The sequence below is a fragment of the Streptomyces sp. PA03-1a genome (genome assembly GCF_033792805.1).
Lineage (GTDB): Bacteria > Actinomycetota > Actinomycetes > Streptomycetales > Streptomycetaceae > Actinacidiphila.
The window spans coordinates 16,588-41,620 of sequence record NZ_JARAVO010000058.1; the positions used below are offsets into that span (position 1 = coordinate 16,588).

22 protein-coding genes and 4 pseudogenes are annotated in these 25,033 nt (G+C 71.6%); 13 read left to right on the forward strand and 13 right to left on the reverse strand.

Annotated features, from left to right (window positions below; translation table 11 throughout):
- Nucleotides 1-29: 29 nt before the first annotated feature.
- Both PV341_RS15415 and PV341_RS15420 read right to left on the reverse strand, forming a co-directional pair.
- Entirely contained in the window at nucleotides 30-695 is a 666-nt protein-coding gene (locus PV341_RS15415; protein WP_500325964.1) for a nitroreductase, read from the reverse strand.
- A gap of 161 nt (nucleotides 696-856) precedes the next feature.
- The gene (locus PV341_RS15420; RefSeq protein ID WP_499509873.1) at nucleotides 857-1,231 is read right to left on the reverse strand and encodes a YidB family protein; all 375 of its coding nucleotides are present in this window, start codon (nucleotides 1,229-1,231) and stop codon (nucleotides 857-859) included.
- 400 nt (nucleotides 1,232-1,631) lie between these two features.
- On the opposite strand from PV341_RS15420, the gene PV341_RS15425 reads away from it, so the two are divergent.
- The 4 genes from PV341_RS15425 to PV341_RS15440 all read left to right on the forward strand — a co-directional run bounded on the left by PV341_RS15425 (nucleotide 1,632) and on the right by PV341_RS15440 (nucleotide 9,245).
- Complete coding sequence (locus tag PV341_RS15425; RefSeq protein WP_500358082.1) at nucleotides 1,632-4,562, forward strand: helix-turn-helix transcriptional regulator; 2,931 nt, start codon at nucleotides 1,632-1,634, stop codon at nucleotides 4,560-4,562.
- 110 nt (nucleotides 4,563-4,672) lie between these two features.
- Nucleotides 4,673-4,846 carry a hypothetical protein gene (locus PV341_RS15430; protein WP_500358084.1) on the forward strand — a complete coding sequence of 58 codons (174 nt, stop codon included), beginning with the start codon at nucleotides 4,673-4,675 and terminating at the stop codon, nucleotides 4,844-4,846.
- A gap of 131 nt (nucleotides 4,847-4,977) precedes the next feature.
- A complete protein-coding gene (locus PV341_RS15435; protein ID WP_500358086.1) occupies nucleotides 4,978-8,601 on the forward strand; it encodes a S8 family serine peptidase in 3,624 nt (1,207 codons plus the stop codon).
- Between the two features lie 29 nt (nucleotides 8,602-8,630).
- Nucleotides 8,631-9,245: a hypothetical protein gene (locus PV341_RS15440; protein WP_500325956.1), complete on the forward strand. Its 615-nt coding sequence runs from the start codon at nucleotides 8,631-8,633 to the stop codon at nucleotides 9,243-9,245.
- Between the two features lie 75 nt (nucleotides 9,246-9,320).
- On the opposite strand, the gene PV341_RS15445 is transcribed toward PV341_RS15440, so the two are convergent.
- Nucleotides 9,321-9,710 carry a hypothetical protein gene (locus tag PV341_RS15445; RefSeq protein WP_500325954.1) on the reverse strand — a complete coding sequence of 130 codons (390 nt, stop codon included), beginning with the start codon at nucleotides 9,708-9,710 and terminating at the stop codon, nucleotides 9,321-9,323.
- Between the two features lie 113 nt (nucleotides 9,711-9,823).
- Here PV341_RS15445 and PV341_RS15450 point away from each other — a divergent pair, with 113 nt between their 5' ends.
- Nucleotides 9,824-10,324: an SMI1/KNR4 family protein gene (locus tag PV341_RS15450; protein ID WP_500358087.1), complete on the forward strand. Its 501-nt coding sequence runs from the start codon at nucleotides 9,824-9,826 to the stop codon at nucleotides 10,322-10,324.
- Nucleotides 10,325-10,380: 56 nt separating this feature from the next.
- On the opposite strand, the pseudogene PV341_RS15455 reads toward PV341_RS15450, so the two are convergent.
- A pseudogene (locus PV341_RS15455) lies at nucleotides 10,381-10,479 on the reverse strand (IS5/IS1182 family transposase); the annotation flags it as partial.
- 39 nt (nucleotides 10,480-10,518) lie between these two features.
- Between PV341_RS15455 and PV341_RS15460 the strand changes: the two are divergent.
- Nucleotides 10,519-10,806 carry a hypothetical protein gene (locus PV341_RS15460; protein ID WP_500358099.1) on the forward strand — a complete coding sequence of 96 codons (288 nt, stop codon included), beginning with the start codon at nucleotides 10,519-10,521 and terminating at the stop codon, nucleotides 10,804-10,806.
- 73 nt (nucleotides 10,807-10,879) lie between these two features.
- Nucleotides 10,880-11,638, forward strand: coding sequence for a PIG-L family deacetylase (locus PV341_RS15465; RefSeq protein ID WP_500325949.1), 759 nt, complete (start codon nucleotides 10,880-10,882; stop codon nucleotides 11,636-11,638).
- A 53-nt stretch (nucleotides 11,639-11,691) separates the two neighbouring features.
- On the opposite strand, the pseudogene PV341_RS15470 reads toward PV341_RS15465, so the two are convergent.
- Nucleotides 11,692-11,825 (reverse strand): annotated as a pseudogene (locus tag PV341_RS15470) (LuxR C-terminal-related transcriptional regulator); the annotation flags it as partial.
- A gap of 74 nt (nucleotides 11,826-11,899) precedes the next feature.
- Nucleotides 11,900-13,409: pseudogene (locus PV341_RS15475) on the reverse strand (CoA-acylating methylmalonate-semialdehyde dehydrogenase).
- A 370-nt stretch (nucleotides 13,410-13,779) separates the two neighbouring features.
- Between PV341_RS15475 and PV341_RS15480 the strand changes: the two are divergent.
- Together PV341_RS15480 and PV341_RS15485 are read left to right on the forward strand one after the other, a co-directional pair.
- A complete protein-coding gene (locus tag PV341_RS15480; protein ID WP_500358089.1) occupies nucleotides 13,780-14,562 on the forward strand; it encodes a DUF899 domain-containing protein in 783 nt (260 codons plus the stop codon).
- 266 nt (nucleotides 14,563-14,828) lie between these two features.
- Nucleotides 14,829-15,173 carry a DUF6188 family protein gene (locus tag PV341_RS15485; RefSeq protein WP_500325945.1) on the forward strand — a complete coding sequence of 115 codons (345 nt, stop codon included), beginning with the start codon at nucleotides 14,829-14,831 and terminating at the stop codon, nucleotides 15,171-15,173.
- Between the two features lie 42 nt (nucleotides 15,174-15,215).
- On the opposite strand, the gene PV341_RS15490 is transcribed toward PV341_RS15485, so the two are convergent.
- The 3 genes from PV341_RS15490 to PV341_RS15500 form a co-directional block, all read right to left on the reverse strand.
- The gene (locus tag PV341_RS15490; protein ID WP_500358091.1) at nucleotides 15,216-15,617 is read right to left on the reverse strand and encodes a YciI family protein; all 402 of its coding nucleotides are present in this window, start codon (nucleotides 15,615-15,617) and stop codon (nucleotides 15,216-15,218) included.
- Nucleotides 15,618-15,906: 289 nt separating this feature from the next.
- Nucleotides 15,907-16,728, reverse strand: a complete 822-nt coding sequence (locus PV341_RS15495) for an MBL fold metallo-hydrolase (RefSeq protein ID WP_500325941.1) — start codon at nucleotides 16,726-16,728, stop codon at nucleotides 15,907-15,909.
- A 61-nt stretch (nucleotides 16,729-16,789) separates the two neighbouring features.
- Nucleotides 16,790-17,665, reverse strand: coding sequence for a glycosyltransferase family 2 protein (locus tag PV341_RS15500; protein WP_500325939.1), 876 nt, complete (start codon nucleotides 17,663-17,665; stop codon nucleotides 16,790-16,792).
- A 151-nt stretch (nucleotides 17,666-17,816) separates the two neighbouring features.
- On the opposite strand from PV341_RS15500, the gene PV341_RS15505 reads away from it, so the two are divergent.
- Complete coding sequence (locus tag PV341_RS15505) at nucleotides 17,817-18,554, forward strand: GNAT family protein (protein ID WP_500325937.1); 738 nt, start codon at nucleotides 17,817-17,819, stop codon at nucleotides 18,552-18,554.
- A gap of 295 nt (nucleotides 18,555-18,849) precedes the next feature.
- Here PV341_RS15505 and PV341_RS15510 read toward each other — a convergent pair whose 3' ends face one another.
- Nucleotides 18,850-20,172: an epoxide hydrolase family protein gene (locus PV341_RS15510; protein WP_500358092.1), complete on the reverse strand. Its 1,323-nt coding sequence runs from the start codon at nucleotides 20,170-20,172 to the stop codon at nucleotides 18,850-18,852.
- Nucleotides 20,173-20,469: 297 nt separating this feature from the next.
- Between PV341_RS15510 and PV341_RS15515 the strand changes: the two genes are divergently transcribed.
- Together PV341_RS15515 and PV341_RS15520 are read left to right on the forward strand one after the other, a co-directional pair.
- A complete protein-coding gene (locus PV341_RS15515) occupies nucleotides 20,470-20,910 on the forward strand; it encodes a TIGR03618 family F420-dependent PPOX class oxidoreductase (RefSeq protein ID WP_500358093.1) in 441 nt (146 codons plus the stop codon).
- Nucleotides 20,911-20,960: 50 nt separating this feature from the next.
- On the forward strand, nucleotides 20,961-21,713 hold the full coding sequence (locus PV341_RS15520; protein WP_500358094.1) for an SDR family NAD(P)-dependent oxidoreductase: 753 nt from the start codon (nucleotides 20,961-20,963) through the stop codon (nucleotides 21,711-21,713).
- Nucleotides 21,714-21,739: 26 nt separating this feature from the next.
- Here the strand turns inward: PV341_RS15520 and PV341_RS15525 are convergent, their stop codons facing one another.
- From PV341_RS15525 to PV341_RS15535, 3 genes are read right to left on the reverse strand one after another with little or no spacing between them, the layout of a single operon-like run.
- A complete protein-coding gene (locus PV341_RS15525; RefSeq protein WP_500358096.1) occupies nucleotides 21,740-22,327 on the reverse strand; it encodes a hypothetical protein in 588 nt (195 codons plus the stop codon).
- A complete protein-coding gene (locus tag PV341_RS15530) occupies nucleotides 22,324-23,931 on the reverse strand; it encodes a sensor histidine kinase (RefSeq protein WP_500358098.1) in 1,608 nt (535 codons plus the stop codon). Before PV341_RS15530 ends, PV341_RS15525 begins: the two co-directional genes overlap by 4 nt.
- Nucleotides 23,928-24,617: a response regulator gene (locus PV341_RS15535; RefSeq protein ID WP_500325925.1), complete on the reverse strand. Its 690-nt coding sequence runs from the start codon at nucleotides 24,615-24,617 to the stop codon at nucleotides 23,928-23,930. Before PV341_RS15535 ends, PV341_RS15530 begins: the two co-directional genes overlap by 4 nt.
- A gap of 184 nt (nucleotides 24,618-24,801) precedes the next feature.
- Here PV341_RS15535 and PV341_RS15540 point away from each other — a divergent pair.
- Nucleotides 24,802-25,033 (forward strand): annotated as a pseudogene (locus tag PV341_RS15540) (DUF3152 domain-containing protein); the annotation flags it as partial.

Sequence of the window (25,033 nt, forward strand, 5' to 3'; positions counted from 1 at the left end):
CGGGGCGAAGGCTCCGCTGGGCCCGGCGGTCACGTCCCGACGAAGCTCACCGTCTCCGTGATGTCCGCGCGGCCCGTGCGCAGTCGAGGCACGCCTTCCTTCTCGAAGCCCACCGCGACGCCGCAGAACAGCACGAGGCCGTCGCTTGCCCCGACGGCCTGGCTGACGGTCCTGCGGTACATGGTCCACATCACCTGGGGGCAACTGTGCAGGCCTTCCGCCCTCAGCAACAGCATGACCGTCTGCAGGTACATCCCCGCGTCGGCCCACTGTCCGAGCCCCATCGTCCGGTCGAGGTAGCAGAACAGGACGACCGGCGCCCCGAACGCCTCCGAGTTCAAGGCCGCGATCTTCCTGGGCCTGTCGGGGTCGTCGCGCTCGATCCCCAGTGCTTGGTACCGCTGGGCGGCCGCGGCGGAGAAGCGGTCCAGATAGGGAGAGGCCAGTTCGGCCGGGTACATGGGGTACTCCCGATCGTCACCCGGGTCTCCCGCCAGCGCCCTGCCCGTCGCGCGCCGCTTCAGGTCGGCCAAGGGCTCGCCGGTCACGACGTACACATGCCAGGGCTGGAGGTTGCCGCTCGACGGAGCCCGCGTCGCCGCGGCCAGCACTCTCTCCAGCGTCTCCTTGGACACCGGCGCGTCGCTGAACGCCCGCACCGCCCGGCGACTGTCCACGGCTTCGTACACGTCCACGTCTTCCCGCCCCCTCACTCCACGACGACCACCTCTTCTACCGCCTTCAACGCGTACGAGTTGCCGCGGGTGCGGAAAGGGCTGCTCCGGCACCGTGATCCGGAACGGACAGGGCCGGCGCTACGGGTGAGCGCCGGCCCTGGGACGGTCGTCGCAGGTGGTCACCCGCGGCGCTCGATCGTGTGGCCCAGCACGTCGATGACCGATTCCTTGCGGGCGTCGATGGAGGACGGCTCGATGCTGCTACTGCGTATGTCGATCTTGCCGTCGGGAGATGCCTTGTCGATGACCTCGGGCAGTTCGGCGGCGAGGGCGTCGGGCTTCACGCCGGCCTGCTTGCTGGCCTCGGCCACCTTGTCGGCGCCGAACGCGTCCTCGATCTGCCTCGTCGTGACCGGTTCGTTGGGACCGTTGCCGAGCCATGAGTCGACGACGCCCTTCAGGCCGCTGTCGCTCAGGAGCTTCGTCGCACCCTCGAGCAGTGCCTGCAGCTCGTCCATCATGCCGCCGCCGCTGCTCTTCGTGGGGTCAGCCATGGGTTACTCCCGTGGTTGTGGTCTGTGCGGGCGACACGCGGCGATTTCGGATGCTGCGCCGGTCGGCGATGGGGTGGGGCCGACATAGTGTTGCCGCAGGTCGCACATGGTGTCGCCTCGCTCGTACACCCCCTCCAGGCCAGCACGAGACGTCCGCGGGCGCCGTGCGATTAGCCCATCCGGGTGACGCGAGGAGGCCCTCCTGCGCGTGTCGGCGTGCCCGGCGACCGGCAGGCACCGCGTCGGCGCCGGGAACATGCCCGACGGCGATGGCGACCCCGTACGAGGAGCCCGCGGGATCGCTCGTCGTTCAGCTGTCCGAGCCGGTACCGCCACCCAAATGATCTCTCCCGGATAAAGTCAGCACCGGCGTGGCGTTGATCGATCAAGGGAGCGGACGGTGGCTGGACGGACCCAGACCGATGCCGGTCGGCATCCGGCGCTCTCCGGGCCGCGGTTCGTGGGCCGGGAGCGGGAGCTCGCCGCCCTGGGCGGGGCGCTCGGGCCGGCCCCCGCGCTCGTCCTGCTCGACGGTGAGGCGGGTATCGGCAAGACCCGGCTGTTGCGCGAATTCCTGGGGTCGCAGGCCGAGCGGGGACGTCGTGTCCTCGTCGGGGCCTGCCCGGAGTTGCGGGTGCCGTACACGCTCGGGGCGGTCGTGGACGCGGTGCGCGACGGTGTTGACAACGTTGCCACCCTGGGGCTGAGCGGGCTGGGCGGTGCGCTGCGGCCCCTGTTCCCCGAGTGGGCCGACGACCTGCCTCCCGCGCCGGAGCCACTGGAGGACGCGAGCGCCGCCCGGCACCGGCTGTTTCGCGCGTTCGTCGAGGTCCTCGGGCGGCTCGACGTCGCGGTGCTGGCGATCGAGGACGTGCACTGGGCGGACGAGGCGACGCTGGAGTTCCTGTTGTTCCTGGTCTCCCGCCGACCGCAGACGCTGAGCGTGGTGCTGACCTACCGGCGGGAGGAAGTGCCCGCCGACTCGCTGCTGTTGCGGCTGTCCTCCCGGCCGCCAGCCGACGCGCACCTGGTCAGGCTGACACTGCAGCCGCTGGACATCCCCGAGACCGCGTCGTTCGTCTCGTCGATGCTGGCCGACGGACACGTCTCGACCGAGTTCGCGACCTTCCTGCACGCACGCACGGAGGGTGTGCCGCTGGCGGTGGAGGAGTCGGTGCGGCTGATGCACGACAGGGCCGACCTGATCAGCCAGGACGGCGGGTGGGCACGGCGCCGGCTGGACCGCATCGACGTGCCGCCCACGATCCGCGACGCCATGCTCGAACGTGTCCAGCGGCTCCGGCCCGATGTCCGGACCGTCCTGTACGCGGTGTCGGTACTGTCCGGCCCGGCCGACCACGCGACCCTGAGGGCCGTGACCGGCCTGCCCGAGGACCGGTTCGCCGCGCAAGCGGCCGAAGCGCTCGGCTGCGGCCTGCTGCGTGAGGACAGGCCCGGGCAGTGGTCGTTCCGTCACTCGCTGGCGTGTCACGCCGTGTACGACGCCATCCCGGCCGAGGAGCGGCGCGCCATGCACCTGCGCGCGGGCCGGGCACTGGAGGGATGGCCGCTGCCGCCGGTGGCGCAGTTGGCCCGGCACTTCCGGCTGGCCGGCGAGGTCGACGCCGCGTGCCGGTACACCGAGCAGGCGGCCGACCTCTGCGTCCAGTCCGGAGACGTGGCCACCTCGGCACTGCTACTGCACAGCCTGGTGACCACCGTGGCCCTCCCGGCGGAACCGCTGGTACGGCTGGTGACGAAGATCCAGTTCCAGGCGCTGTCCGGTTCCGACCCGTACTCGAAGACCATCGACGCGCTGCGAGCGGCCCTCTGCGGCCAGGTCCTGACGCCGGGACAGCAGGCCCTGGTCCGCTTCCAGGTCGGCCGGGTCCTCATGGTGGCGGGAGAGATCGAGGCGGGCCGCTTCGAGATCCTGCGGGCGGTGCCCCATCTCGCACTGGACTCGCCGGAGGCGCCGCGCGCCCGCATCCTGCTCGCCCTGCCCCTGGGGAACGCACGCCCTGTCGCGGAGCACCTGCGGTGGCTGCAGGAAGCACCGCCGCTGGCCCAGGCGATGGCCTCCCACGACCGGCTGCGCCTGTTCGTGGAACGCGCCTTCGCGCTGCTCATGCTCGGCGAGGAGGCCGGCTGGGACGCGGCCCGGCAGATCCCGGACGACGTCTCCGATCCCCGGGCGGCGGCCATCGTCGCGATAGGACACACGAACGTCGGCGAGGAGGCGACGAGGTGGGGCCGGTACGACGAGGCCAGGGCACGGCTGGCCACGGCCCAGGCACTCGCCGAGCGCCACCAGCTCCTGGACTACCTCGACAGCATCGCCTCCTCCCGGGCCCACCTCGACTGGTTCACCGGCGCCTGGCCGGGACTCGCCGAGCGGACGGCGCGGCTGGTCGACGACGACGGCGGCGTACGGCTGAAGGACCGGTGCGAGGCCGCGCTCGTGGCGGGCCTGATCGAGGCCGCCGCCGGGGACCGGGAGGCAGCGGAGGCACGCCTGCGCTTCGCCGGACGCGACGACCAGCAACGCATCGAGGCCGCGGCCGCGCTGGCGCAGCTGTGCCTGCGCGACGGCGAGGTCGAGGAGGCGCTCCGCCTCACCGACCAGCCGGCCGAGATCGCCGTCAGCGGCGGCATCTGGTCCCGGGCCGTCGAGTTCGCCCCGGCACGGGTCGCGGCCCTGGTCGCCGCCGGTCAGCTCGGCCGCGCCGCCGACCTGGCCGACACCTTCGAGGGGGCCCTGGGAGACAGGGAAGCCCCGGCGCCGCGGGCGTCCGTGGTGCTGTGCCGCGCCATCCTGGCCGAAGCCGACGGCCGGCTCACCGACGCCGCCTCGCTGTTCGCCCGGGCAGCCGACGCCTGGCAGGCACTGCCGCGCCCCTACGACGCCCTGCTCGCACGGGAGCGCCACGCCCGCTGCCTGCTCGCCGACGGCCGGGACGAGGCCGCTCTGCCGGTGCTGGCCGACGTCCGGCGAGCATTGTCGGAGCTCGGCGCCCACCACGACGCCGACCGGGTGGCACGGACCCTGAACGAGCGGAATGGGGACAGCCGCGAGACGCGCGGCCGGGGACGGCCCAGCTACGGCAACCACCTCTCCCCGCGCGAGCTGGAAGTCGCCCGCCTGCTGCTCGACGGCCGGACGAACCGGCAGATCGCCGACGTGCTGGTGGTGTCGACGCAGACCGTGGCCAGCCAGGTGAAGTCGGCCATGCGCAAACTGCAGGTGACGTCGCGGACCGGACTCGCCCTCAGGGTCGTGGAGTTGCGACTCGTGGGCGAGCAGGGGCAGACACCGCAGGGCGACGAGTGAATTCACCGTCATCGCCCGGGACGAAAAAAAGGACCCACGGGCGAACGACCAGTTAAATCCCGCATCTGACCAATCGAGGCGGCGTCGGGCCCGGTTGCACACTCGTCCCCATGTTGCCCGCAGAACCGCCGACGCCCCAGCCGACAGCCGACCTGCTCGAGCGGGGACTCCGTTCCCGGCCCGCACCGGCGCCGGCAGAAGCGCCGGCCGAACCAGCGGACGCCTCCGCCGCCCAGCACGCGGGCGCTGATGCCGACGTCGTGGGCGAGTACGAACCGCTCTAGCCAGGAGGCCTGGTGCCGCTGTGCGGCCTCGGGGCACATCGCACCAGCTCTCCCCCCGGTCATCACTCTCACAGGAGATCGAATAGATGAGGCGAAGGGAAAACAGGCGAGCCAGACGACGCTTGGGCGCCGTGACCGTCGGTCTGACCATCCTCGGGATGGTCGCGTCGACCACGGCGACCCACGCGGCCGAGCCTGCCCGGAAGGTGACGCTTCCAGGAGTCGTCCAGACCAAGAAGACGACGGTGATCGACAACGATGACCTCGCGCGGACGTTCTCCGCTTCCGGAGCCACCGTGCCGGTGACGCTGATCACCGGGGACAAGGTGGACGTCGCCGTCGACGCCCACGGCAAGCCGACCGTCCGCGCCATCGAGAGCGCGGCACGGCCCGACGGATCCCCCGTCGTGTTCCACACCATCACCCGCACGGGCAAGGTGTACGTCGTCCCCAACGACGCCCTCGCGCTGGTCGGCAGCGGACTGCTCGACTGGGGACTCTTCGACCTGACCGAGCTGGTGACGCTCGCCGCGGCCGGCAAGGGCGGCGAGGTGCCCGTGCTGGTCACCTACACCGGGAAGACCGGGGCCCAGCGAGCCCCCGAGGTCGCCGGTGCGACCGCCGGCAGGACGCTCGCCAGCATCAACGGCCGCTCGATGGAGATAGCCGACGGCGGCCGCTGGTGGCAGGGGGTGCGGGGCAAGACGGACTCCGGCACCGCCGCCGCCCGGTCCGCCGGGACCCTGGCCGGGGTCAAGAAGGTGTGGCTCAACGGGCTGGCCAAGATCAGTCTCGACACCTCCGTACCGCAGATCGGCGCGCCCGTCGCCTGGGACCGCGGGTACGACGGCAAGGGCGTGTCCGTGGCGGTGCTCGACACCGGCATCGACGCCGGACACCCGGACGTGTCCGGACACCTCGTGGAGAAGGTCGACTTCACCGACAGTCCCAGCGGTACCCGAGACGGCCACGGGCACGGCACCCACGTGGCGTCCACGATCCTCGGCACCGGAGCCGCGTCCGGCGGGGTGCGCAAGGGCGTCGCACCCGGCGCGGAACTGCGGGTCGGAAAGGTCTGCGACGACCAGGGGCAGTGCACCGACGACGCCGTCATCGCGGGCATGGAGTGGGCCGCCCACTCCGGGGCCAAGGTCGTCAACATGAGCCTCGGCGGTGACCCCACCGACGGGACCGACCCGCTGAGCCAGTCGCTCAACGAGCTCAGCCGCGCCACCGGGACCCTGTTCGTGGTCGCGGCGGGCAACTCCGGCCCGGCCAACGGAACGGTCGGGAGCCCGGGCGCCGCCGACGAGGCACTGACCGTGGCGGCGGTCGACAAGCAGGACAAGATGGCCGACTTCTCCAGCCGCGGACCGCGGATCGGGGACGGCGCCGCCAAGCCCGACATCGCCGCCCCGGGCGTCGACATCGTTGCGGCACGCGCCGCGGGCACGGCCATGGGCACGACGGTCGACGACTACTACACCACCGCCAGCGGGACCTCGATGGCCACCCCGCACGTGGCCGGCGCCGCGGCCGTCATCGCCCAGCAGCACCCGGACCTGACCGGACGGGAGATCAAGGCGCTGCTGATGAGCACCGCCACCGACCTGGGGTTCGACCGGGACGCCCAGGGCGTCGGCCGGGTGGACGTCGCCGCCGCGATCGACCCGCGGACCACCGCGAACGGCAACCTCGGCTTCGGCCGCCTGGCCTACCCGCACGCGCCGCAGACGCGGAAGATCACCTACACCAACCACACCGACGAGCCGAGCACGCTCCACCTCACGGCCTCGGTGTCGTCCGCCGGCAAGGCCGCTCCCGCCGGCCTGATCACCCTCAGCCCCGACCAGGTGGTCGTACCCGCGGGCGGTTCGGCCGAGGTGTCGATGACGCTCGACGGCCGGGTGCTCGGCACCGACGGCGCCTTCGGCGGCTACTCCGGACTGCTCAACGCCCGGGACTCCTCGGGAGCACTGCGGTCGGCCGTCCCGGTCACCGCCTTCCTCGAGCCCCAGAAGCTCCCGCTGACCGTGAACGTCATCCGCCCGCCGGGCGCCACCGACGTCGAATACGGATCCGCCTCCTTCCTTCCCCTCGACGGCGACGACATCCCCGGCCTGGGCAAGGACGTGACGAGCGCGCTCGGTGCCGACACCTTCACCCTCTCGCTCTTCCGCGGACCCTACTCGGCCACCGTCCCGCTCAAGTGGCGGGACGTGGCGGGGGAGTGGCAGCAGGCCGCGCCGGTCGTGGCGGAGGTGGACCTCGCCAAGGCGACCACGGTCACGTTGGACCTGCGCAAGCTCAAGCCGCTGACCGTGCGGTTCCCGGAATCCACCGAGGTCTACGAGATGAGCGACAACACCCGGCGGATCTCGGCGACCGGCACACGGTCGTTCCTGACGGCGTTGACGACCGGATACGGCGACGAGCCCAACTGGTGGGCGCTGCCCACCGGCAAGGTGCACACGGGTACCCTCACCCAGGACACCTACAGCGTGCGGACGACTCCGGTCGTCACCATGCGGGCCACGGGCGGCGGTGCCCCCTTCAGTCTGACCGCCCGCTACCGGACCCCGGACGCCTCGCTCGTCGGCTCCCAGATGTGGCAGGACGGCGAGAAGTCGGTCGTCCGCGAGGTCTCGGCCCCGATCGCGCGACTGCCGATCAAGGGACGCGTGCCGGTGGTCTACGCGGGCACGGGCTCCGCCCCCGAGCTCGCCGGCGTCAACGCCCGGGGCAAGCTGGTGCTGCTGACCCCGACTGACATCTGCGGCACCAGCTGTGACTTCCCCAGGCTCCGCGACGAACGGGTGGCGGCCGCCGCCGCTGCCGGCGCCGTCGGCGTGCTGGTCTCGGCACCGGACCTCAACTCGGTGGGCGGCTCCTTGGAACTCGCCCTGTGCACGGACGGGCCGCAGAGCTGTCCGAAGGTCGAGCCGTACGCCGCGCTGCCGGTCGTGAAGGTGCCGTACGCCGAGGCGGACCGCCTGATCAAGCGGATCAAGGCCGACCGGTCGAACGTCAAGATCGAGCTCGGCGGCAGCGCTGCGCCGCGGACCTACGCGGCCAGGTACCACTCCGACGGCCGGATCCCCTCCGACCTGGAGCACCGCGTCGGGAAGGGCGAGCTCGACAGGGTCGACCACTACTTCCACGCCGACCGGCCCGGAGTGGTCACCAGGATGCTCTGGTGGCAGCAGTCCGAGTCCGCCCCGGGTGCGATGGGCGACGCCCTGCCGCACACGAGCACGCAGCAGACGATGACCACCTTCATCAAGCGGCAGCCCGACGCCATCGACCAGTTCTACGCCGCCTGGGCCGACCACGGAGCGGACTCCGTCCTCGTCCAAGCCCGCGGCGAGAGGCGGGAGATGGTCCTGACGGGCAGGGACGACGTCCACTGGAACGAGGGTCCGGCCGTACCGGGCGCCGTGCCGCAGGTGCGGACCAAGTCAGGGTTCACGCTGGCCACCGCGACGCCGTGTTCGGGCTGCCGGCAGGGCGACACCTTCTACCCGACCTTCCAGCTGACCAGCAGCGGAGGCGCCCGCCAGGCCGTGGTCGGCATCGTCAACAACGACAACCTCGCGGAGTTCCTCTTCGGCGCCCCGGTCTGTGCCGCGACGGCCTCGCCCACGTTGCCGACCCTCGGTTCCACCTGCGAATTCGAGCTGCTGAACCAGTCCGGTGACGAAGTCGAACGCCGTCTGCAGCGACTCCACGTCGGCATCTTCGAGAGCCGGCGATGACGGCCGCAACCGCTAAGGAGACCAGCGCGATGAACACGAGCCTGCCGTCCACACGGCGCCGGAACGGGATCTTCGCGGCGCTCGCGGCCGCGGCGGTGCTCGCGCTCTCCGGCTGCGCCGGGGGCTCCGGGGACCTCGTCGCCTACGACCTGCCGGCCACATCGGCCCGGTACACGTTCGAGGCGGAGACCAACGGGGTCAAGACGGTGTGGGAGTACACCTCCGACAAGCCCACCAAGGGCGACGCCCCGCAGCTCCAACCGTGCATGGGCGACGTGGTCGGCGACAACCGCGCGGCCTGCCGCCCGGAGCCGCTGATCTTCCTGCGTTACGACCTCGGTCTCGGCCTGGACAACACGGCCAAGGCCGGGGAGATCCACCAGATCACGGTCGTCGGCTACTACCAGGAACGCCTCAGCACCCCGCCCGAGGTGAACTCACTGCAGGTCGAGGCCACCTTCGACGGTGGCCGGAGCTGGCACACGGTGACCAGCAAGGCCGCCGGTACGAACACCTTCACCGCGAAGATCAAGCATCCGAAGCAGGATCAGGCCGCCCAGGGTGTCGGTCTCCGGATCAGCGCCACCGATACCGGGGGCAACACCGTCAGGCAGACCTTCCCCACGGCGTACACGCTGCGCTGACGGGCACGGCCGCGAACACCTGAACAGGGCGGGGCGAGACCGAGTCTCGCCCCGCCCTGTTCGGGCTGCGGAGGCCTACGGCTGGGGCCACAGAGGTTTCTGTATCTGCAGATCCACGACCGACACCCACTCCGCCGACGGGATGGCCCGCTCCACGACGAACCACTCGTCGGGGCGCTCCCCGAAGTGCGTCGCCGTCAGCACGTGGACGGTCTGGGCCGGCAGCCTGGTGCCCGCCCACGCGTGCCACCGCTGCGCCTCCGGGGCCGGCACTTCCACGGTGAACCGCACCGTGCAGTCCCGGAAGGGTCCGGGGAGCGAGGCGGGGCTGGGATCGGACGTGAGGTGCACGGTCCCCGCCAGCTCCTGCCTGCCCTCCTGAGCCGTCGGCCAGGTCGCTTTGATCTCTGCGTCTGCCAGGATCAGCGGCCACAGCTCCGGCCGCGTGAAGTGGAAAAGCAGCATGCCAGGATTCTATTGGGTGCTCCGCGCGTGTGTTCCCACCGCCGACCGGGCCGCCCGTCCCGGGCCACGAGACGAAGCGCCACATCAGGATCAGAGCTCCTACGATTCCGGCCATGGCACGCTTCGAGGACCTTCGCCGCTCCCTCTGGGACACCGAGGGCCAGTACGGAATTCAGGAGCCCCTGACCGACCCGTTGATCGTGGAGGCCGAGCGCTCGCTGGGCGTCACACTCCCCGGTTCCCTGCTCGATCTGCTGCGCCGGCAGAACGGAGGCGCGGTGGCGGCCGACCGCAACGCCTTCCCCACGAGCGAGCCGACCTCGTGGAGTGCCGATCATGTCCCGTTCGACCTCCTCATGGGCATCGGGCACCGCGCGGCGGCACTCTCCATGCTCGACAGTCCGTACCTGGTCCGGGAATGGGGGCTCCCCACCGCGGTGGTGCTGGTCTCGGGCGACGGCCCCTGCTGGATCGGGCTGGACTACCGGGCCTGCGGGCGGCACGGGGAGCCTTCCGTGACCTGGTTCGACGCGGAACTCGAAGCGGAGTTGCACCTTGCCCCGGACTTCCGGTCGTTCATCGAGGGACTGACGCGTGAGCCCGGAAGCCTGTGACGGGCCGAGAGCCGTCCCGTCATTGATCTGCGAGCTGCCTCGGGAGCCCTTGGCCGTCATACGGGTCGCTCGTATCCGGCGAGGGTGAGGTTGTGCATCCGGGCGATGCCGCGTATGGCGCAGGGGACTCCGTCGCCTTTGAGGCGGCGGTCGCGGCGGAGCCCCGCACGGCGGGGTCCCGGGGCTCCGAAGCCGTGATCACACCAGACACCGCGAGATCGTTTCACTCGTCACCGGGCGGCCCGCGTATGGCCGGGGCCGTCATCGCCATGGTGGTGCCGGGGGAGGGGCTCTGGCTGGGCCTGGCCCTCCACTACTGGGGAGAGCTGGCTGTCTTCCTGGCTGTCGGCGCGCTGCTCACCGGCCTCCTGACCGTCTACCTGGCGCGTGCCGGGGTGCGCCGCTACTGGCTGTGCGCCGCGCTCGCGCCAGTGGGCGCTGCCGTTTTCCACCTGGCGGTCGTCCTCGACGCCCTCCTCTGACCGAGCGGTGTGGTGAAGTGGCCCCCTCGTAAGCGACGTCGGGAGTCGCAGCGCGGAGGAAGGCGGTCCGCCCATGTCCGTGCCGAGCCTGCTCGGGGTCTTCGCCCACCCGGACGACGAGTCGTTGTCGGCGGGCGGAGTGCTGGCCCGTCACGCGGCCGCTGGTGCCCGGACCGCGGTCGTCACGGCGACCTGGGCCGCGGACAGCGCGCGGGCCGCGGAACTGGGCGAGGCGCTGCGGATCCTCGGCGCCGGTGCGCCGCGGATGCTCGGCTACGCCGATGCGCGGGTGCCCCGGTCGGCCCCGGGCCGCCCGAGGTTCTGCGACGCGCCGCTCGACGAGGTGGTGCACCGACTGGTCGCGCACATCAGGGAGTTCCGCCCCGACGTCATGGTCACCCATGACGCCTACGGCGGCCTTCCCGGTCACCCGGATCACGTGCACACCCATCGGGTGACCGTGATCGCCGCACAAGCGGCCGGGCTCGGGCAGCTCTACCCGGATGCCGGTGCCCCCTGGCAGCCGCGTTCCCTGTACCTGGCCGCCCACCCGAGCTCGGCCGTGCCGGCGCTGCACCATCTGGTCGGTGCGCGCAAGGCGATGTACAGCGTCCCGGACGAACAGGTCACCGCGACCGTCGACGTCCGTCCCTGGATGACGCAGAAGGTCGCGGCGGTGCTGGCGCACCGCTCCGAGGTCGAACGCGGAGCCGTGCCGGGGGTGATCGCAGGCCTTCCATCACATGCCCGGGAGCGACTGCTCGCCACCGAGTGGTACATCCGCCACGCCCCCTTCTCCGCAGCGGCGGCCCAGACGGAACTGACCACCTGACCAGGCCGTCCGGGCCCTCGCTCGTCAACGCCGGTCCAGGAGACCGGACTCCCCCAGGCGGCGATCTCCACACGATTGCGGGCGGCCGGCTTGGTCTGCACGTTGGCGAGGTGCGTCTTCACCGTGCCGGCCGAGAGGGCGCCGCGGCGATCTCGGCATTGGTCAGTCCCCGGGCGACGAGGCTGACGGGTCACCGCGGGCAAGGGCCGACGGCCGCACCGGCACGGAAGGGGAGCCGGCGCGGCCGCGTGTGGGGGGCGGTCAGCGGGACGAGGGGAAATCCAGGTCGTCAGCCGGCCGTCAGCTCGGCCGGGCCCGGCCAGCGGCTCGTGATGACCTTGCCGCGCGTGTAGAAGTGCACGGCTTCGCTGCCGTACATGCGGTGGTCGCCGAAGGCCGAGTCCTTCCAGCCACCGAAGGAGTGGTAGCCCACCGGCACCGGCATCGGCACGTTCACGCCGACCATGCCGGTCTCGACCTCCAGCTGGAACCGGCGGGCCGCACAGCCGTCGCGGGTGAAGACCGAGCTGGCGTTGCCGAACGGGGAGCCGTTGATGATGTGCATGGCCTCCTCGTAGGTCTCCGCGCGGAGCACGCACAGGACGGGGCCGAAGATCTCGTTCCGGTAGACGTCCGAGTCGGTGCTGACGTTGTCGAGGAGCGAGATGCCCATCCAATGCCCGTTCTCGCGGCCCTCGACGGTGAAGCCCCGGCCGTCGAGCACCACATCGGCGCCCTGGGCGGCCGCGCCCGCGACGTACGCCGCGACCTCGTCACGGTGTGCCTTGGTGACGAGCGGGCCCATCTCGGACGTCGGGTCGTCGCCCGGGCCGATCTTGACCTTCGTGGCACGCTCGGCGATCCGCGGCACCAGCGCGTCGCCCGCCGAGCCGACCGCGACCACCACGGAGACCGCCATGCAGCGCTGGCCCGCGGATCCGTAGGCGGCGTTCACGGCGGCGTCGGCGGCCGCGTCGAGGTCCGCGTCCGGCAGGACCAGCATGTGGTTCTTCGCGCCGCCGAGGGCCTGGACGCGCTTGCCGCTCGCGGAGGCCCTGCGGTAGACGTGGCGGGCGACGGGCGTGGAGCCCACGAACGACACGGCCGCCACGTCCGGGTGGTCGAGCAGCGCGTTCACCGCGACCTCGTCGCCGTGCACGATGTTGAGCACCCCGTCGGGCACGCCCGCCTCGGCCGCGAGCTCCGCGAGGAGCATGGACGCGGACGGGGCCTTGCTGCTGGGCTTGTGGACGAAGGTGTTCCCGCAGGCGATCGCCATGGGGAACATCCACATGCCGATCATCGCGGGGAAGTTGAACGGCGAGATGCCCGCGACCACGCCGAGCGGCTGCCGTATCGACGCCACGTCGACGTCGCCCGACACCTCGGTGGACGTGTCGCCCTTGAGCGCCATGCCCAGCCCGCAGGCCAGCTCGACGATCTCCAGGCCCCGGGCCACCTCGCCCAGCGCGTCCGCGTGGACCTTGCCCTGCTCGGCGGTGATCAGCGCGGCCAGGTCGTCGCGGCGCGCGTCCAGCAGTTCGCGGTAGCGGAAGAGGATCGCGATCCGCCGCGCGAGCGGGGACGTGCGCCAGGTGGCGTAGGCCTCCTTCGCCGCCGCGACCGCGGCGTCGACCTCGTCGGCGCCGGCCATCGCGACCCGGGTGGTGACCGTTCCGGTCGCGGGGTCGGTCACGGGTCCCCAGGTGCCGGAGGCGCCTGCGGCGTCTCCGTAGGGCTTGCCACCGATCCAGTGGGTGACGGTCTTCATCGGCGGAACTCCTCCAAAGGTGACGGTGGCGGGCGGTGAGGTTCCTGTCGTCCACCTCACGGACCCTGACTGCAGCCGGAGGTCCGCGGTCCTGTCCACGGACACGCCCCCAGCCCGGGAGCGCGCGGCTGCTGATATCGAAGTTACGGTTCCGATCCGCACGAACAGGCGCTTGGGAGCCCGGCGGCCCGAAGTGCCTGCCGCGTGTCCCGAATCGTCGTGGGCTGGATCACCCGGATGCCGGGAGCCGCCGTGTTCGCGCCCGGCGCGATGAGTTCCGGCCGCGGCGGGAGTCTGTTCCGGTGACCGTCGCAGGACGCCGTCGACGGCCGTACGACGCTGCCCGGCACCAGACACCACGGAGGACACCATGACGACCACACCGGACGACCCGACCACCGCGCTGCCCGGCCGCCCGCCGGTCGTGGACCTGGCCACCTGGCAGGCCGCCCGTGACGAGCTCCTGCTCCGCGAGAAGGCGCACACCCGCGAGGGCGACGCCCTCGCCGCGGCGCGCCGCCGGCTGCCGATGGTGGAGTTCGACGGGACGGTCGAGGTCGTCGGACCCGACGGCCCGGTCCCGTTCCTGGACCTGTTCCATGGCCGCGACGAGCTCGTGGTCTACAAGCACATGTGGCACGACGGCGCGCCGCACCAGGGGCAGTGCGAGGGCTGCACGACCACGGCCTGGCACCTGAGGGACGCCGTCTACCTCAACGCCCGCGGCGTCTCGTTCGCCGTCCTGACCACGGGCAGGTGGGAGGAGGTGGCCCCGTACGTCGAGTTCATGGGCTACACCCAGCCCTGGTACTCGGTGCGCGACGTGGACGGGCCGGCCGGCGGCAGCATGGGGTACCTCACCTGCTTCCTGCGCGACGGCGACCGGGTGTTCCTCACCTACTCCACGACGGGGCGCGGCAACGAAGCGGTCAACGGGTCCATGGGCCTGCTCGACATGACGCCCTACGGTCGCGGCGAGGCGTGGGAGGACAAGCCCGAGGGTTGGCCGAAGGGCGGCGACGCCTGCTGGTCCTGGCGTTCGGACGCGGACGGGAACGCCACCTGGGGCCCGACGAGCCGCCCCGTGCCGCAGTGGACCCGCCCGGGCGCGACCCCCGTGGAGACCCTCGGCCGGCACGGCCACCACCACTGACGCGCCATCCTCGAGGGGCGTCGGAGGTGTGGCCGGACCGCCACGGAACGTGAGCTTGATGGGACAGCTGGATGATCGTTATCATCTACGAGCGGGCTGAGGGTTGGAGGTAGGGTGGACAACGTTGTCAGCCCTGGGTGGCGGCACCAGCCCCGGATCTGTGGCGGTTCCCCGAGCCCGGCGGCCTGTCCGAGCGGCATACGGCGGGGGTGCCCTGCTCGACAGGAGCACCTGCCGGGCCATCAGAGCGATGTGGAAGTCATGCGGTGAAGAGCCTCAAAGCGCTGGTCGGCAGTCGGGTGCAGGACACGTCGTGCGACGACCGGGTGCGCCTGCGTCTCGCCCCTGCGGAGGGAGGTGAGACGTCAGGCGTCACCACGGAGCTGGTCCTGGAAACGGGGTTCCGCCTGCGGGACGACGACGGCCAGTACCACGACATGCACCCCGGAACGGGCTCTGCCCTCGCCCCGGTGCTCGACCTGTTCGGTCAGTCCGTCACGGACGTCGAGGTGGTCGCCGACGGTTCGTTCCTCATCGCCTTCGACGCCGGTGCGCTCCTGTGGATCGTCGCGGACGCGAGGTTCGACGTGCGGCACGTGCCCGGCGCGTGAAGCGGATCCCCTCGGCGGGCCTGCCCGGCGTGGGTCGTCGGGCTACGGGGCCGGCGGGGCGGCGTGGAAGGGGCGGAGTTCGAGCCATTCGTGGATGGGCCTGCCGCCGGCGCCGGGTGCGGCGGAGAGTTCTCCGGCGAGTTCGAGGGCGCGGTCGTAGGTGTCGACGTCGATGATCATCCAGCCGGCGATGAGGTCCTTGGTCTCGGCGAAGGGGCCGTCGGTGACGGGCGGGCGGCCTTCGCCGTCGTGGCGGACCCAGGTGCCTTCGGGGGCGAGGGCCTGGCCGTCGACGAACTCGCCGGTCTTCTCCAGGCGGGCGGCGAAGTCCTGCATGTACTGGACGTGGTCGGAGATCTCCTGGGGCGTCCACTGGTCCATGCACACGTCGTTCACTGCGGCCGGTGCGCCGCGGTAGTGCTTGAGGAGCAGGTACTTGGCCATGGTGGTTCTCCCTGGTGCCGGTGCGACCCATTGTGGCCGCCTTCACCCCGGGGACGGAGCCGGCCACGGGTTCTCGACATCACCGCCCGAGATTTCTCCGATGCCCGTCGACAGTGGAACGGGCCGCCGACCGCCGCGTTGCCCGTAGCGGCTGAAAACGCGGTCACCCAGGATGAAAGTGACCGGTCATCTCAATCGGTCGACCCGCCCCCCTGCCGGACCAGAAGCTACCACGGCTAAATGCACAAATTAAAGCCAGGTCGCCATGGTCGGTGCGAGTGCCGACCGGTCAGCGCTGGGCGACCGCCTGACCCAGGTCGATCCACTCGCCGTTGCCCGCGGTGCGCAGCCGCGCGGCGAGCCCGGCGTCGTCGAAGGCCCGCTCGATGTCGGCGCGGGTCTCACTGAAGTGCGCCCATCCGTCGCAGTGGGCGGCGACGACGATCGGGGACCCCAGTACGGAGGCGGCGGCGCCGGCCCGCTGCGCGGTCAGCGTCAGAGGCCGGCCGCGCATCTTCGACGGGACGCGCGCCGCACCCACGAACAGGACGGCCACGTCGACGGGCGGCATGCGGCGGGCGATCTCGGCCACCACCGCGAGCGAGGCGTTGTCGCCGCTGACGTAGACGGTGGGCAGCTCGTCACCCGTCAGGACGAAGCCGGTGACCTCGCAGTTCACATGACCCTGCTCGTCGCGTTCGCCGTCGTCGGGACCGTGCTGGGCGGGGACGGCGTGCACGGTGACGGTGCCTCCGGACGGGCGGGGGAGCTCCACGCGGTCCCAGGCCGACAGCCCCTGGGCCGGGGCGCCCAGCCGCCGCGCGGCGGCGGGCCCGGTCAGCACCAGCGGCGAACCCAGGGCGAAGGCACGGCCGCGGGTGTCCAGGTTGTCGGGGTGGAGGTCGTGGCTGACGAGGACCGCGTCCACCGGCCCCAGGGCGTCCTCGCCGACGGCGGGCCCCGCCGTCTTGGTGAGGTACCCGTGGTCGCCCGGGTCGTCGAAGGTGGGGTCCGACACCAGGCGGAGCCCGCCGATGTCGATCACCGTGGTGGGCCCTCCGAGGACGCTCACCGCGCCGGGGAGGCGGGCGGGGCTGACCTGATCGTTCATCGCGGCACCTTTCGTGTCGTGCTTGTCACCGGAGCCCGTCGCCGGGCCCTGGGTGATCACATCACACCACCGGGGGGCGGCCCAGGGCGGTCATCCGCGCGACGGTGCGCCACCGCATGGGCCTCCGCGCCCCGCACGGCGTGCGAACACCCTCCATGAAGCCGCCCCACCAGGCCCGAAGCCCCTCCGGTGACGGCCGTTTGAGCACCGTGAGCACCGCCCACACCCCCAGGTACGCCGGCACCAAGGGGGTCGGGAGACGCCGCCTGGCCAGCCACACCCGGTTCCGGGCCACCATCCGGTAGAACACCGCATGCCGTGTCGGGGACGTCCATGGGTGCTGCAGCACCAGCTCCGGCGCGTACCGGATCCGCCAGCCCGCATCCAGCGCCCGCCACGCCAGGTCCGTCTCCTCGTGGGCGTAGAAGAACGCGTCCGGCCAGCCGCCGACCTCCTCCAGCATCCGCATCGACAACGCGTGTCCTCCGCCGAGGAACGTCGTCACCAGGCCGCCGCGCATGGGGTCCGAAGCCCGTAGCCGCGGCACGTGCCGCCGCTGGGTGCGGCCGAGTTCGTCCGCGATCCGGAACGACACGATGCCCAGCCGTGCGTCCCGGCGGTACAGCTCCGCCAAACGGCGGAAGACGTCGGCCGTGATCAGCAGCCCGTCGTCGTCCAGGTCGACCACCACGTCGACATCCCCGAACTGCCGCAGCCGTTGCAGGGCAACGTTGCGACCACCCGCCACCCCCAGGTTCTCCGGGAGGACCACCCCGGTCACCCCGTCCGGCAGCGCCGGCAGCGGGGACCCGTTGCCCACCACGACGACCCGCGCCGGCGGCAGATCCTGCGCGCCGACCGAGGCCAGCAACGCATCGAGTTCGGCGGGCCGGTTGCCCATGGTGAGGACGGCAACCCCGATGCGCAGGTGGCCCACGGGTGAACTCCGTTCGTCCGGAAGTGGTCCTCGCGATGCTAACCGCCCCGCGCTCCGCACACCCCTCGTGCGGTACCGGCCACCACCGGCGCCACAGGCGGCGCCGAAAATCCCGGCACCCGGCGTTCGGTGCGGCGTACGCTCCAGCGCTGTGGATCTGCAGACGTATCTCTTCGATGACCGTCCCGATCTGCACGGGCAGGCGGAGGGGATCTTCGGCGAGGAGTGGCCGGAGTTCATCTTCCACGACCCGGTCGCGGATGAGCACATGGACCGGGTGCGGCGGTGGTTCGGCGAACTGAACCTCCTCCTCGTCGACGGCGAGGACCGGATCGTGGCAGGCGGGTGGGGCGTGCCGGTGCGGTGGGACGGGTCGCGCGACGACCTGCCCGCCGGCTACGACGGCTCGCTGGTGCGGGCCGTCGCGCTGTACGAGGCGGGTGGCAGGGCTGACACGCTGGTGATCGCGGCCGCACAGGTCCGCCGGGATCTGCAGGGGCGTGGTCTGGCAGCGGAGGTGCTGGCGCGACTCGCGTCGGCGGCGGAGCGCGCCGGTCTGGCGCGCGTGATCGCCCCGGTGCGGCCGCCGCTGAAGGCGCGCTATCCGCTCACCCCGATGGGTGAGTTCATGAACTGGGCGCGGGCGGACGGTGCTCCCTTGGACCCGTGGCTGAGGACGCACCATCGTTCGGGCGCGCGGGTGCTGGCTGCCGCGGAGCATTCCATGACGATGGAGGGCTCCGTCGCGCAGTGGGAGGAGTGGGTGGGATTCCCCCTCCCCGCGTCCGGCAGCTATGTCGTCCCCGGGGCCCTCGCGCCACTGGTGATCGATCACGGCGCTGATCGAGGCACGCTGGTGGAGCCGAACGTGTGGGTGCGGCACCGCTGACCCGCCGGCTTGCCGCGCCGTTCGGTCGGGGCAGCCGACGCCCCCCCCACGGCATCACTGGACCGGATGCCCGTAGCCTGCGGTCATGGTTGGGAGGGGTGACGGGCTGCGCGCCTTCCTGGCGGCCGAGCCTCCGGCGTGAGCCGCACGAGTTGATGGCGGGTCAAGCTACTTGAACGTATTTATGCCGTGCTGTTCAATTATTTGACCGAGCAAGCATTGCGGGTGGGGACCCCCTTGCTCGGACCATGGGGATGCGGCCTCGCGGTGATGAGCCACCGCGAGGCCGTGACGGCTACTTGCCCGGCGTTCCGGGGTTGCGCAGTGCCGAGAACGCGGCGCGGAGCTCCCTGGTGAAGATGTCCGGGACCTCCCAGGCCGCGAAGTGGCCGCCCCGCGGAGCCTTGTTGTAGTAGATGAGGTCGTGGTACGCGTCTTCCGCCCAGCTGAGCGGTGCCTGGTAGATCTCGCCGGGGAACACGGTGATGGCGGCGGGGATCGAGATCGACACGGCGTTGAAGTTGTTGGCGTTGTTCTCCCAGTAGAGGCGGGAGGAGGAGACCGCGGTGTTGGTGAGCCAGTACAGGCTGATGTCGTTGAGGATCTCGTCCTTGGTGAGCACCCGCTGCGGGTCGCCGTCGCTGTCGGTCCAGGCGGCGATCTTGTCGTACATCCAGGCGGCCAGTCCGGCGGGCGAGTCCGTCAGTCCGTACCCCTCGGTCTGCGGGCGGGTGACCATCATCGCGGAGTAGCCCGAGCCGGTCTTGTAGAAGGCGTTGAGCTTGTCGTAGGCGGCCTTCTCGTCGGCGGACAGGCCTGACGGGGCCGGGTCGCCGCAGGCGAGCTTCTTCGCGATGGCCGGCGGCACGGTGGCCGGCATGTTGACGTGGATGCCGATCAGCCCGGGGGGCTTCTGCGCCGCCATCTTGTCCGACACCACCGCGCCCCAGTCGCCGCCCTGGGAGACATAGCGCGTGTACCCCAGACGCTGCATCAGCACGGCCCAGGCGCGGGCGATGCGGCTGGGGTTCCAGCCGGGGGTGGTGGGTCGCTCGGAGAAGCCGTATCCGGGCATCGAGGGGATGACGACGTGGAACGCGTCCTGCGCGCGGCCGCCGTGGGCGGTGGGGTTGGTCAGGGGGTCGATGACCTTGAGGAACTCCAGGACCGAGCCCGGCCAGCCGTGGGTCAGGATCATCGGGAGCGCGTCCTGGTGGCGGGACCGGACGTGGATGAAGTGGATGTCGAGCCCGTCGATCCTGGTCTTGAACTGCGGCAGGGAATTGAGCTTCGCCTCGATCTTCCGCCAGTCGTAGTCGCTTCCCCAGTAGCGCGTGAGGTCGCGCATCGTCGCCAGCCGGACGCCCTGCGACTGGTCGGGGACGGTCTCGCGGTCGGGCCACCGCGTCCCGTTCACCCGTCGGCGGAGCTCGGCGAGAGCCGCCTCCGGGATGTCGACGTGGAAGGGCCGGATGCCCGTGCCCGCCGCCGCCCGCTCGTGCACCGCGTCCGGCGTCCGAGAGGCCATGCCGACGGCCCCCGTGGTCGCCGCGGTCATCGCGCCGGCGGAGGTGAGCAGGAGCTTTCGCCGGGAAAGCAGACGGGCAATGTCGGGCATGGCAGGTCTCCGGTCGTCCGTTTCCCCGGAGGGAAGCGTCGTGGGCGTGCACGTACCTCGTCGGAGACGGCGGGAGATGCCGCACGGAATGCGCGATCGCCACGGGGTGCGGGGCAGGAGGGCCGGGCCGGTATCCGATATGAGGGTAGTGCGATGAAGCGAGACGCTATGTGGCGCTCTGTTGCTCCGCAACTCAGGGTCGGGCCCGGCCCGGGGTGGCATGGAGGCCGGCAGGTCCGCGTCGCGATCGCGTGTCATCGTTGTTCCGGAGCGCACCGCAACAGGCAGGGGACGACAGTGGCGGCGACGTTGAACGACTTCGCGGAGCTGGCCCGCGCCGAGCAGGGCCTCGGTGTGGTGTCGACGCTGCGCGCCGACCGGAGCATCCAGTCCTCCGTGGTCAACCTCGGGGTCATGAGGCATCCGGTGTCCGGCCTGGAGGCGGTGGCGTTCGTGACCTACGGCAAGGTCAAGCTCGCCAACCTCAGGGGGCGTCCCCGGCTCGCCGCGTGCGTGCGCTCCGGATGGCACTGGCTGACGGTGGAGGGGGACGCCGAGATCATCGGTCCCGACGACCCGCATCCGGCGGTCGACGCGGACGGCAGGCGCCTGCTGCTGCGGGAGATCTTCACCGCGGCGGGCGGCACCCATGACGACTGGGACGCCTACGACGAGGTCATGGCCGCCGAAGGCCGGGCGGCCGTGCTGGTGCGGCCCGAACGGATCTACGGCGTCTGAACGCGGGCCGCGAGGAGCGGTGACACCTCGGGCCGGCTGAGGAGGACCTGATGGGACGACTCGACGGGAAGACGGCCGTGGTGACCGGCGCCTCGACGGGGATCGGCCTCGCATGCGCCCGTCGCTTCGCCGAGGAGGGGGCCCACGTCTACGTCATGGGCCGGCGGCAGGTGGAGCTGGACGCGGCCGTGGCGCGCATCGGGCCCGCGGCGACCGGCGTCCGTGGCGACGTCGCCGTCCCCGCCGACCTCGACCGCCTCTGCGAGCGCATCGCCGCGGACGGCCGCCGGGTCGACGTGCTGCACGCGAACGCCGGGGTGGGGGAGCGGGCTCCGCTCGCGGAGGTCACCGAGGAACACCTCGACCTCCTCCTCGGTGTGAACGTGAAGGGCACGGTCTTCACCGTGCAGAAGGTCCTGCCGCTGCTGAACGAGGGTGCGTCCGTCATCCTCACGGCCTCGATCTGGACGGTCGAGGGCCCCGAGGGCTTCGGCGTCTACTCGGCCACGAAGGCGGCGATCCGGTCCTTCGCGCGCACCTGGGCCAACGAGCTCAAGGACCGGTCCATCCGCGTCAACGCCATCAGTCCGGGCACGATCGACACGCCCCAGCTCGACCAGGCGCTCGGGGCGGGCACGGAGGAGGGGCGACGCATGAAGGAGTTCCTGGTCTCCCGGATCCCGCTCGGCCGCATCGGCGTTCCGGACGACGTCGCCGACGTGGTCCTCTTCCTCGCGTCCGACCAGAGCCGCTTCGTCACGGGTACGGAGCTGTTCGTCGACGGCGGCACCGTCCAGGTCTGACCCGGACGGGGGAGCGTAGGCCTTGCCTACGAGCGGCCGGCGTCGGGGCAGGCGTCGGCCGACTGCGTCATCGTCCATCCGTCCCCGCGCACATCGACGCCCTTGTACAACAGGGAGTCCCGCACGGCGACGGAAGGAGACGCGGCGGCGCCGCCTCCGCCCGAGACCGAGGGCAGCGTGGCGGAGGACCCACCCACGTGGGACACCGTGCACGCCAGCTGCAGCATGGCCGGGTGGCTGAGGGGAGGGATGCCTTCGGGGAGCCGGACGGAGACGAGGCCGGTCTTGCCGACCGTCACCTCCGGTGCGACCGCGAGGTGCGGCAGCTCCGTGGTGACCTTGTCGGCCTCGCCTCCGGCCGGTCCGTCGAACAGCAAGCGCACGGCGGCTGCAACGTCCGAAGGATCGGCGAGCTTGCGGCCGACGGGCGTCGGATCGCCGTTGAGCAGGAAATACAGGGACACGGGGGCCGTCACCGCGGGCTCGGGGGCGTAGAACATGCCGCTCGCCGGCGCGCCGGCCTCGATGACGTCGGACGGCGGGACTCCGCAGCCCGCCAGCGTGAGCCCGGCGGCGAGCCCGGCCGTCAGCGCCGCGACGCGCGCCCCCTTCACCGGGCACCTTCGATCACGTCGTCGGTGCCGTCGCCGTCGGCGGCCGAGTCGCGGTGCAGGGGGAGTTCGACGGTGAACGCCGCGCCGCCCCAGGGCAGGTTGGCCGCGGTGATGCGCCCTCCGTGCAGGTGCACGTTCTCCGCCGTGATGGCGAGGCCCAGACCGCTGCTCTCGCTCCTGGTCCGTGTGCTGTTCGCCTTGTAGAAGCGTTCGAAGATGTGAGGCATGGCGTCCTCGGCGATGCCCTTCCCGTTGTCGGTCACCTCGATGACGGCCCACGCCACGTCCGGCCGTTCCTCCCGCACGCTCATGGTCAGCCGTACCGGCGGCGCCCCGTGCCGCAGCGCGTTGCCGACCAGGTTGGCCAGCACCACGTCGAGCCGGCGCGGATCCACGCGGGTCCGGAGCACACCGGGCGGGGGCAGATGGGTCTCCACCTGGCCCTGCCAGCCGCGGGCGGCGAGGGAGTGGTGCACGAAGTCGGCCAGATCGATCTCGTCCACGTTGAGTTCGGCCGCGCCCGCGTCGAAGCGGGAGATCTCCATCAGGTCGTTCACCAGCCCGCTCAGCCGGCTGGTCCCCTCGCTGATCAGCCGCAGTGCCTCGCCGGTCTCCACGTCCAGCCGCAGGGCGTTCTCGTCGAGCACGTCGGTGACCGCCGTCATCGCCGCCAGCGGCGTCCGCAGTTCGTGGGAGACGTCCGCGACGAAGCGGCGCGCCTGGGCCTCCAGGCGGCGCAACTCCGCCACCGAACGCTCCAGTTCGGCCGCCGTGTGGTTGAAGGACTCCGAGAGGTCGGCCAGTTCGTCGGAGCCGTTGACGGCCAGGCGGACGTCGAGGTGGCCTTCGGCCATCCGGCGCGTCGCCCCGCGCAACGCCCGTACCGGACGGAGGACACCTCGCGCGGCCAGCAGCGCCAGGACGACGGCGAGGCCCAGCGCGACCAGGGAGGCGTGCTCGATGGCGCTGACCATCGCACTGACGTAGGCCTGCTCGGTGTCCTGCGGCACCACCAGGTACATCACGAGCCCCGACAGTTGGGGCTCCTTGCCCTCGCCGCTGGTGTACGTGACCGGCAACCCGACGACGAGCCAGGGACGCCCGTCGGTGGTCACCCGCTGGAACACCGCGGCGCGTTTGGTCGCCACGCTCCGGCGCAGTTCCGGGCTGAGCATGTCGAACTCGGCGCCCACCACCCAGGCGCGGAGGTCGCCGTACGTGGCCATGACCCGCCAGCCCTGGGACTGGTTGGCGCGGAACACCTGGTTCACCGCCGTCTGCAGGTCCGACTGGTCCGGATTCGTGGGGGTGTATTCGGCCACGGCGTCGACGCTGTCCCGGAACTGCTGGATGACGGCGTCCTGGCTCTGCTGCAGCACGCCGGTGCGCGCCTCCCGGAAGGTGACGGCTCCGGTGCTCAGTGCTCCGGCCATGGTCACCAGGACGAAGGCCACGACGAGGCGGGAGCGCAGGCCCCGCAGGGGGAGCGGGACCTTCGCCAGTGCCGCGCGGTGGAGGCGCGTCCACCTGGGGCCCTGCCCGGTCGCCGCGGCTTCGCGCTGCCGCACGGCCTTGCGCGGCCGTGCCGATCTCCGGCGGCTCACGCGGTACCGAAGCGGTAACCGAAGCCGCGCACGGTCTGGATGTACCGGGGAGCGCCGCCGAGCTCGCCGAGCTTGCCGCGCAGTCGTTTCACGCAGGCGTCCACGAGCCGTATGTCGCCGTAGTAGCTGTGCTCCCAGACCGCTTCCAGCAGTTGCTGGCGGCTGAAGACCTGCCCGGGCGAGGCCGACAGGGTCAGCAGCAGCCGGAGCTCCGAGGGGGCGAGTGCGACGGGTTCACCTCGGTGCGTCACCACGAGTCCGGCCCGGTCGATGGCCAGCTCGCCGTGGGACTCCGCCCTGGGGCGGACGGCGTCGGAGAACGACGCGTCCTGCCGGCGCAGCACGGCCCGTATGCGTGCGTCGAGCACCCGGGCCTGCACGGGCTTGACGACGTAGTCGTCCGCGCCGGCCTCGAGCCCCACGACCACGTCGATGTCGTCGCCCTTGGCGGTGACCATGATGATCGGCACCTGGTCGCGGTCGCGTATGCGGCGGCACACGTCGAGACCGGACATCCCGGGCAGCATGAGGTCGAGCACGACGACGTCCGGGTGGAAGGGGCGGAGCTGTTCCAATCCCTCTTCACCCGTTCCGGCGGCGAAGACCTCGTGTCCCTGGTGGCGCAGCCCCAGCTGGACGGCCTTCCGGACATCCGGGTCGTCTTCGACAATAAGGACTCGTGGCACGCCGACAGTCTAAGCAGATCGCGATCGGTGACCGGGCGGCGGAAGGGGCCCGCCCGGGAGCTGTTACAGAAGGGTCATACGTGGGGCGTGGGGCCGGCCGGTGGGTCACCGGAAGGCCGCTCGTTATCGTTTCGTGATGGCGTGAGCTCATGGCGATCATCTGAAATGACCAGTTTGAGCTGCCATGCATTCATCCCACCGTGCCGGACGCCACCGGGCCTCCCGTCGCAGGCGCCGTCCGCGCCGCCGGGGCCGGGGTTATCTGGTCGCCACGCTGGTGGTCGCAGGGCTGCTCGGCTCCGTCGCGTTCTTCCTGGACGACGGGCGAAGTGACGCGTCGAGCGGCGCCCCACGCCCGCGGAGCGTGGTGCACGTCACCCCCACGCCCACTCCGACGCCCACGCCCACACCGACCC

What these genes read in the sequence shown, in the direction of transcription:
- PV341_RS15420 (WP_499509873.1), bottom strand. Translation starts at nt 1,231, where the DNA reads ATGGCTGACCCCACGAAGAGCAGCGGCGGCGGCATGATGGACGAGCTG.
- PV341_RS15430 (WP_500358084.1), top strand. Translation starts at nt 4,673, where the DNA reads ATGTTGCCCGCAGAACCGCCGACGCCCCAGCCGACAGCCGACCTGCTC.
- PV341_RS15440 (WP_500325956.1), top strand. Translation starts at nt 8,631, where the DNA reads ATGAACACGAGCCTGCCGTCCACACGGCGCCGGAACGGGATCTTCGCG.
- PV341_RS15445 (WP_500325954.1), bottom strand. Translation starts at nt 9,710, where the DNA reads ATGCTGCTTTTCCACTTCACGCGGCCGGAGCTGTGGCCGCTGATCCTG.
- PV341_RS15450 (WP_500358087.1), top strand. Translation starts at nt 9,824, where the DNA reads ATGGCACGCTTCGAGGACCTTCGCCGCTCCCTCTGGGACACCGAGGGC.
- PV341_RS15465 (WP_500325949.1), top strand. Translation starts at nt 10,880, where the DNA reads ATGTCCGTGCCGAGCCTGCTCGGGGTCTTCGCCCACCCGGACGACGAG.
- PV341_RS15480 (WP_500358089.1), top strand. Translation starts at nt 13,780, where the DNA reads ATGACGACCACACCGGACGACCCGACCACCGCGCTGCCCGGCCGCCCG.
- PV341_RS15490 (WP_500358091.1), bottom strand. Translation starts at nt 15,617, where the DNA reads ATGGCCAAGTACCTGCTCCTCAAGCACTACCGCGGCGCACCGGCCGCA.
- PV341_RS15495 (WP_500325941.1), bottom strand. Translation starts at nt 16,728, where the DNA reads ATGAACGATCAGGTCAGCCCCGCCCGCCTCCCCGGCGCGGTGAGCGTC.
- PV341_RS15510 (WP_500358092.1), bottom strand. Translation starts at nt 20,172, where the DNA reads ATGCCCGACATTGCCCGTCTGCTTTCCCGGCGAAAGCTCCTGCTCACC.
- PV341_RS15520 (WP_500358094.1), top strand. Translation starts at nt 20,961, where the DNA reads ATGGGACGACTCGACGGGAAGACGGCCGTGGTGACCGGCGCCTCGACG.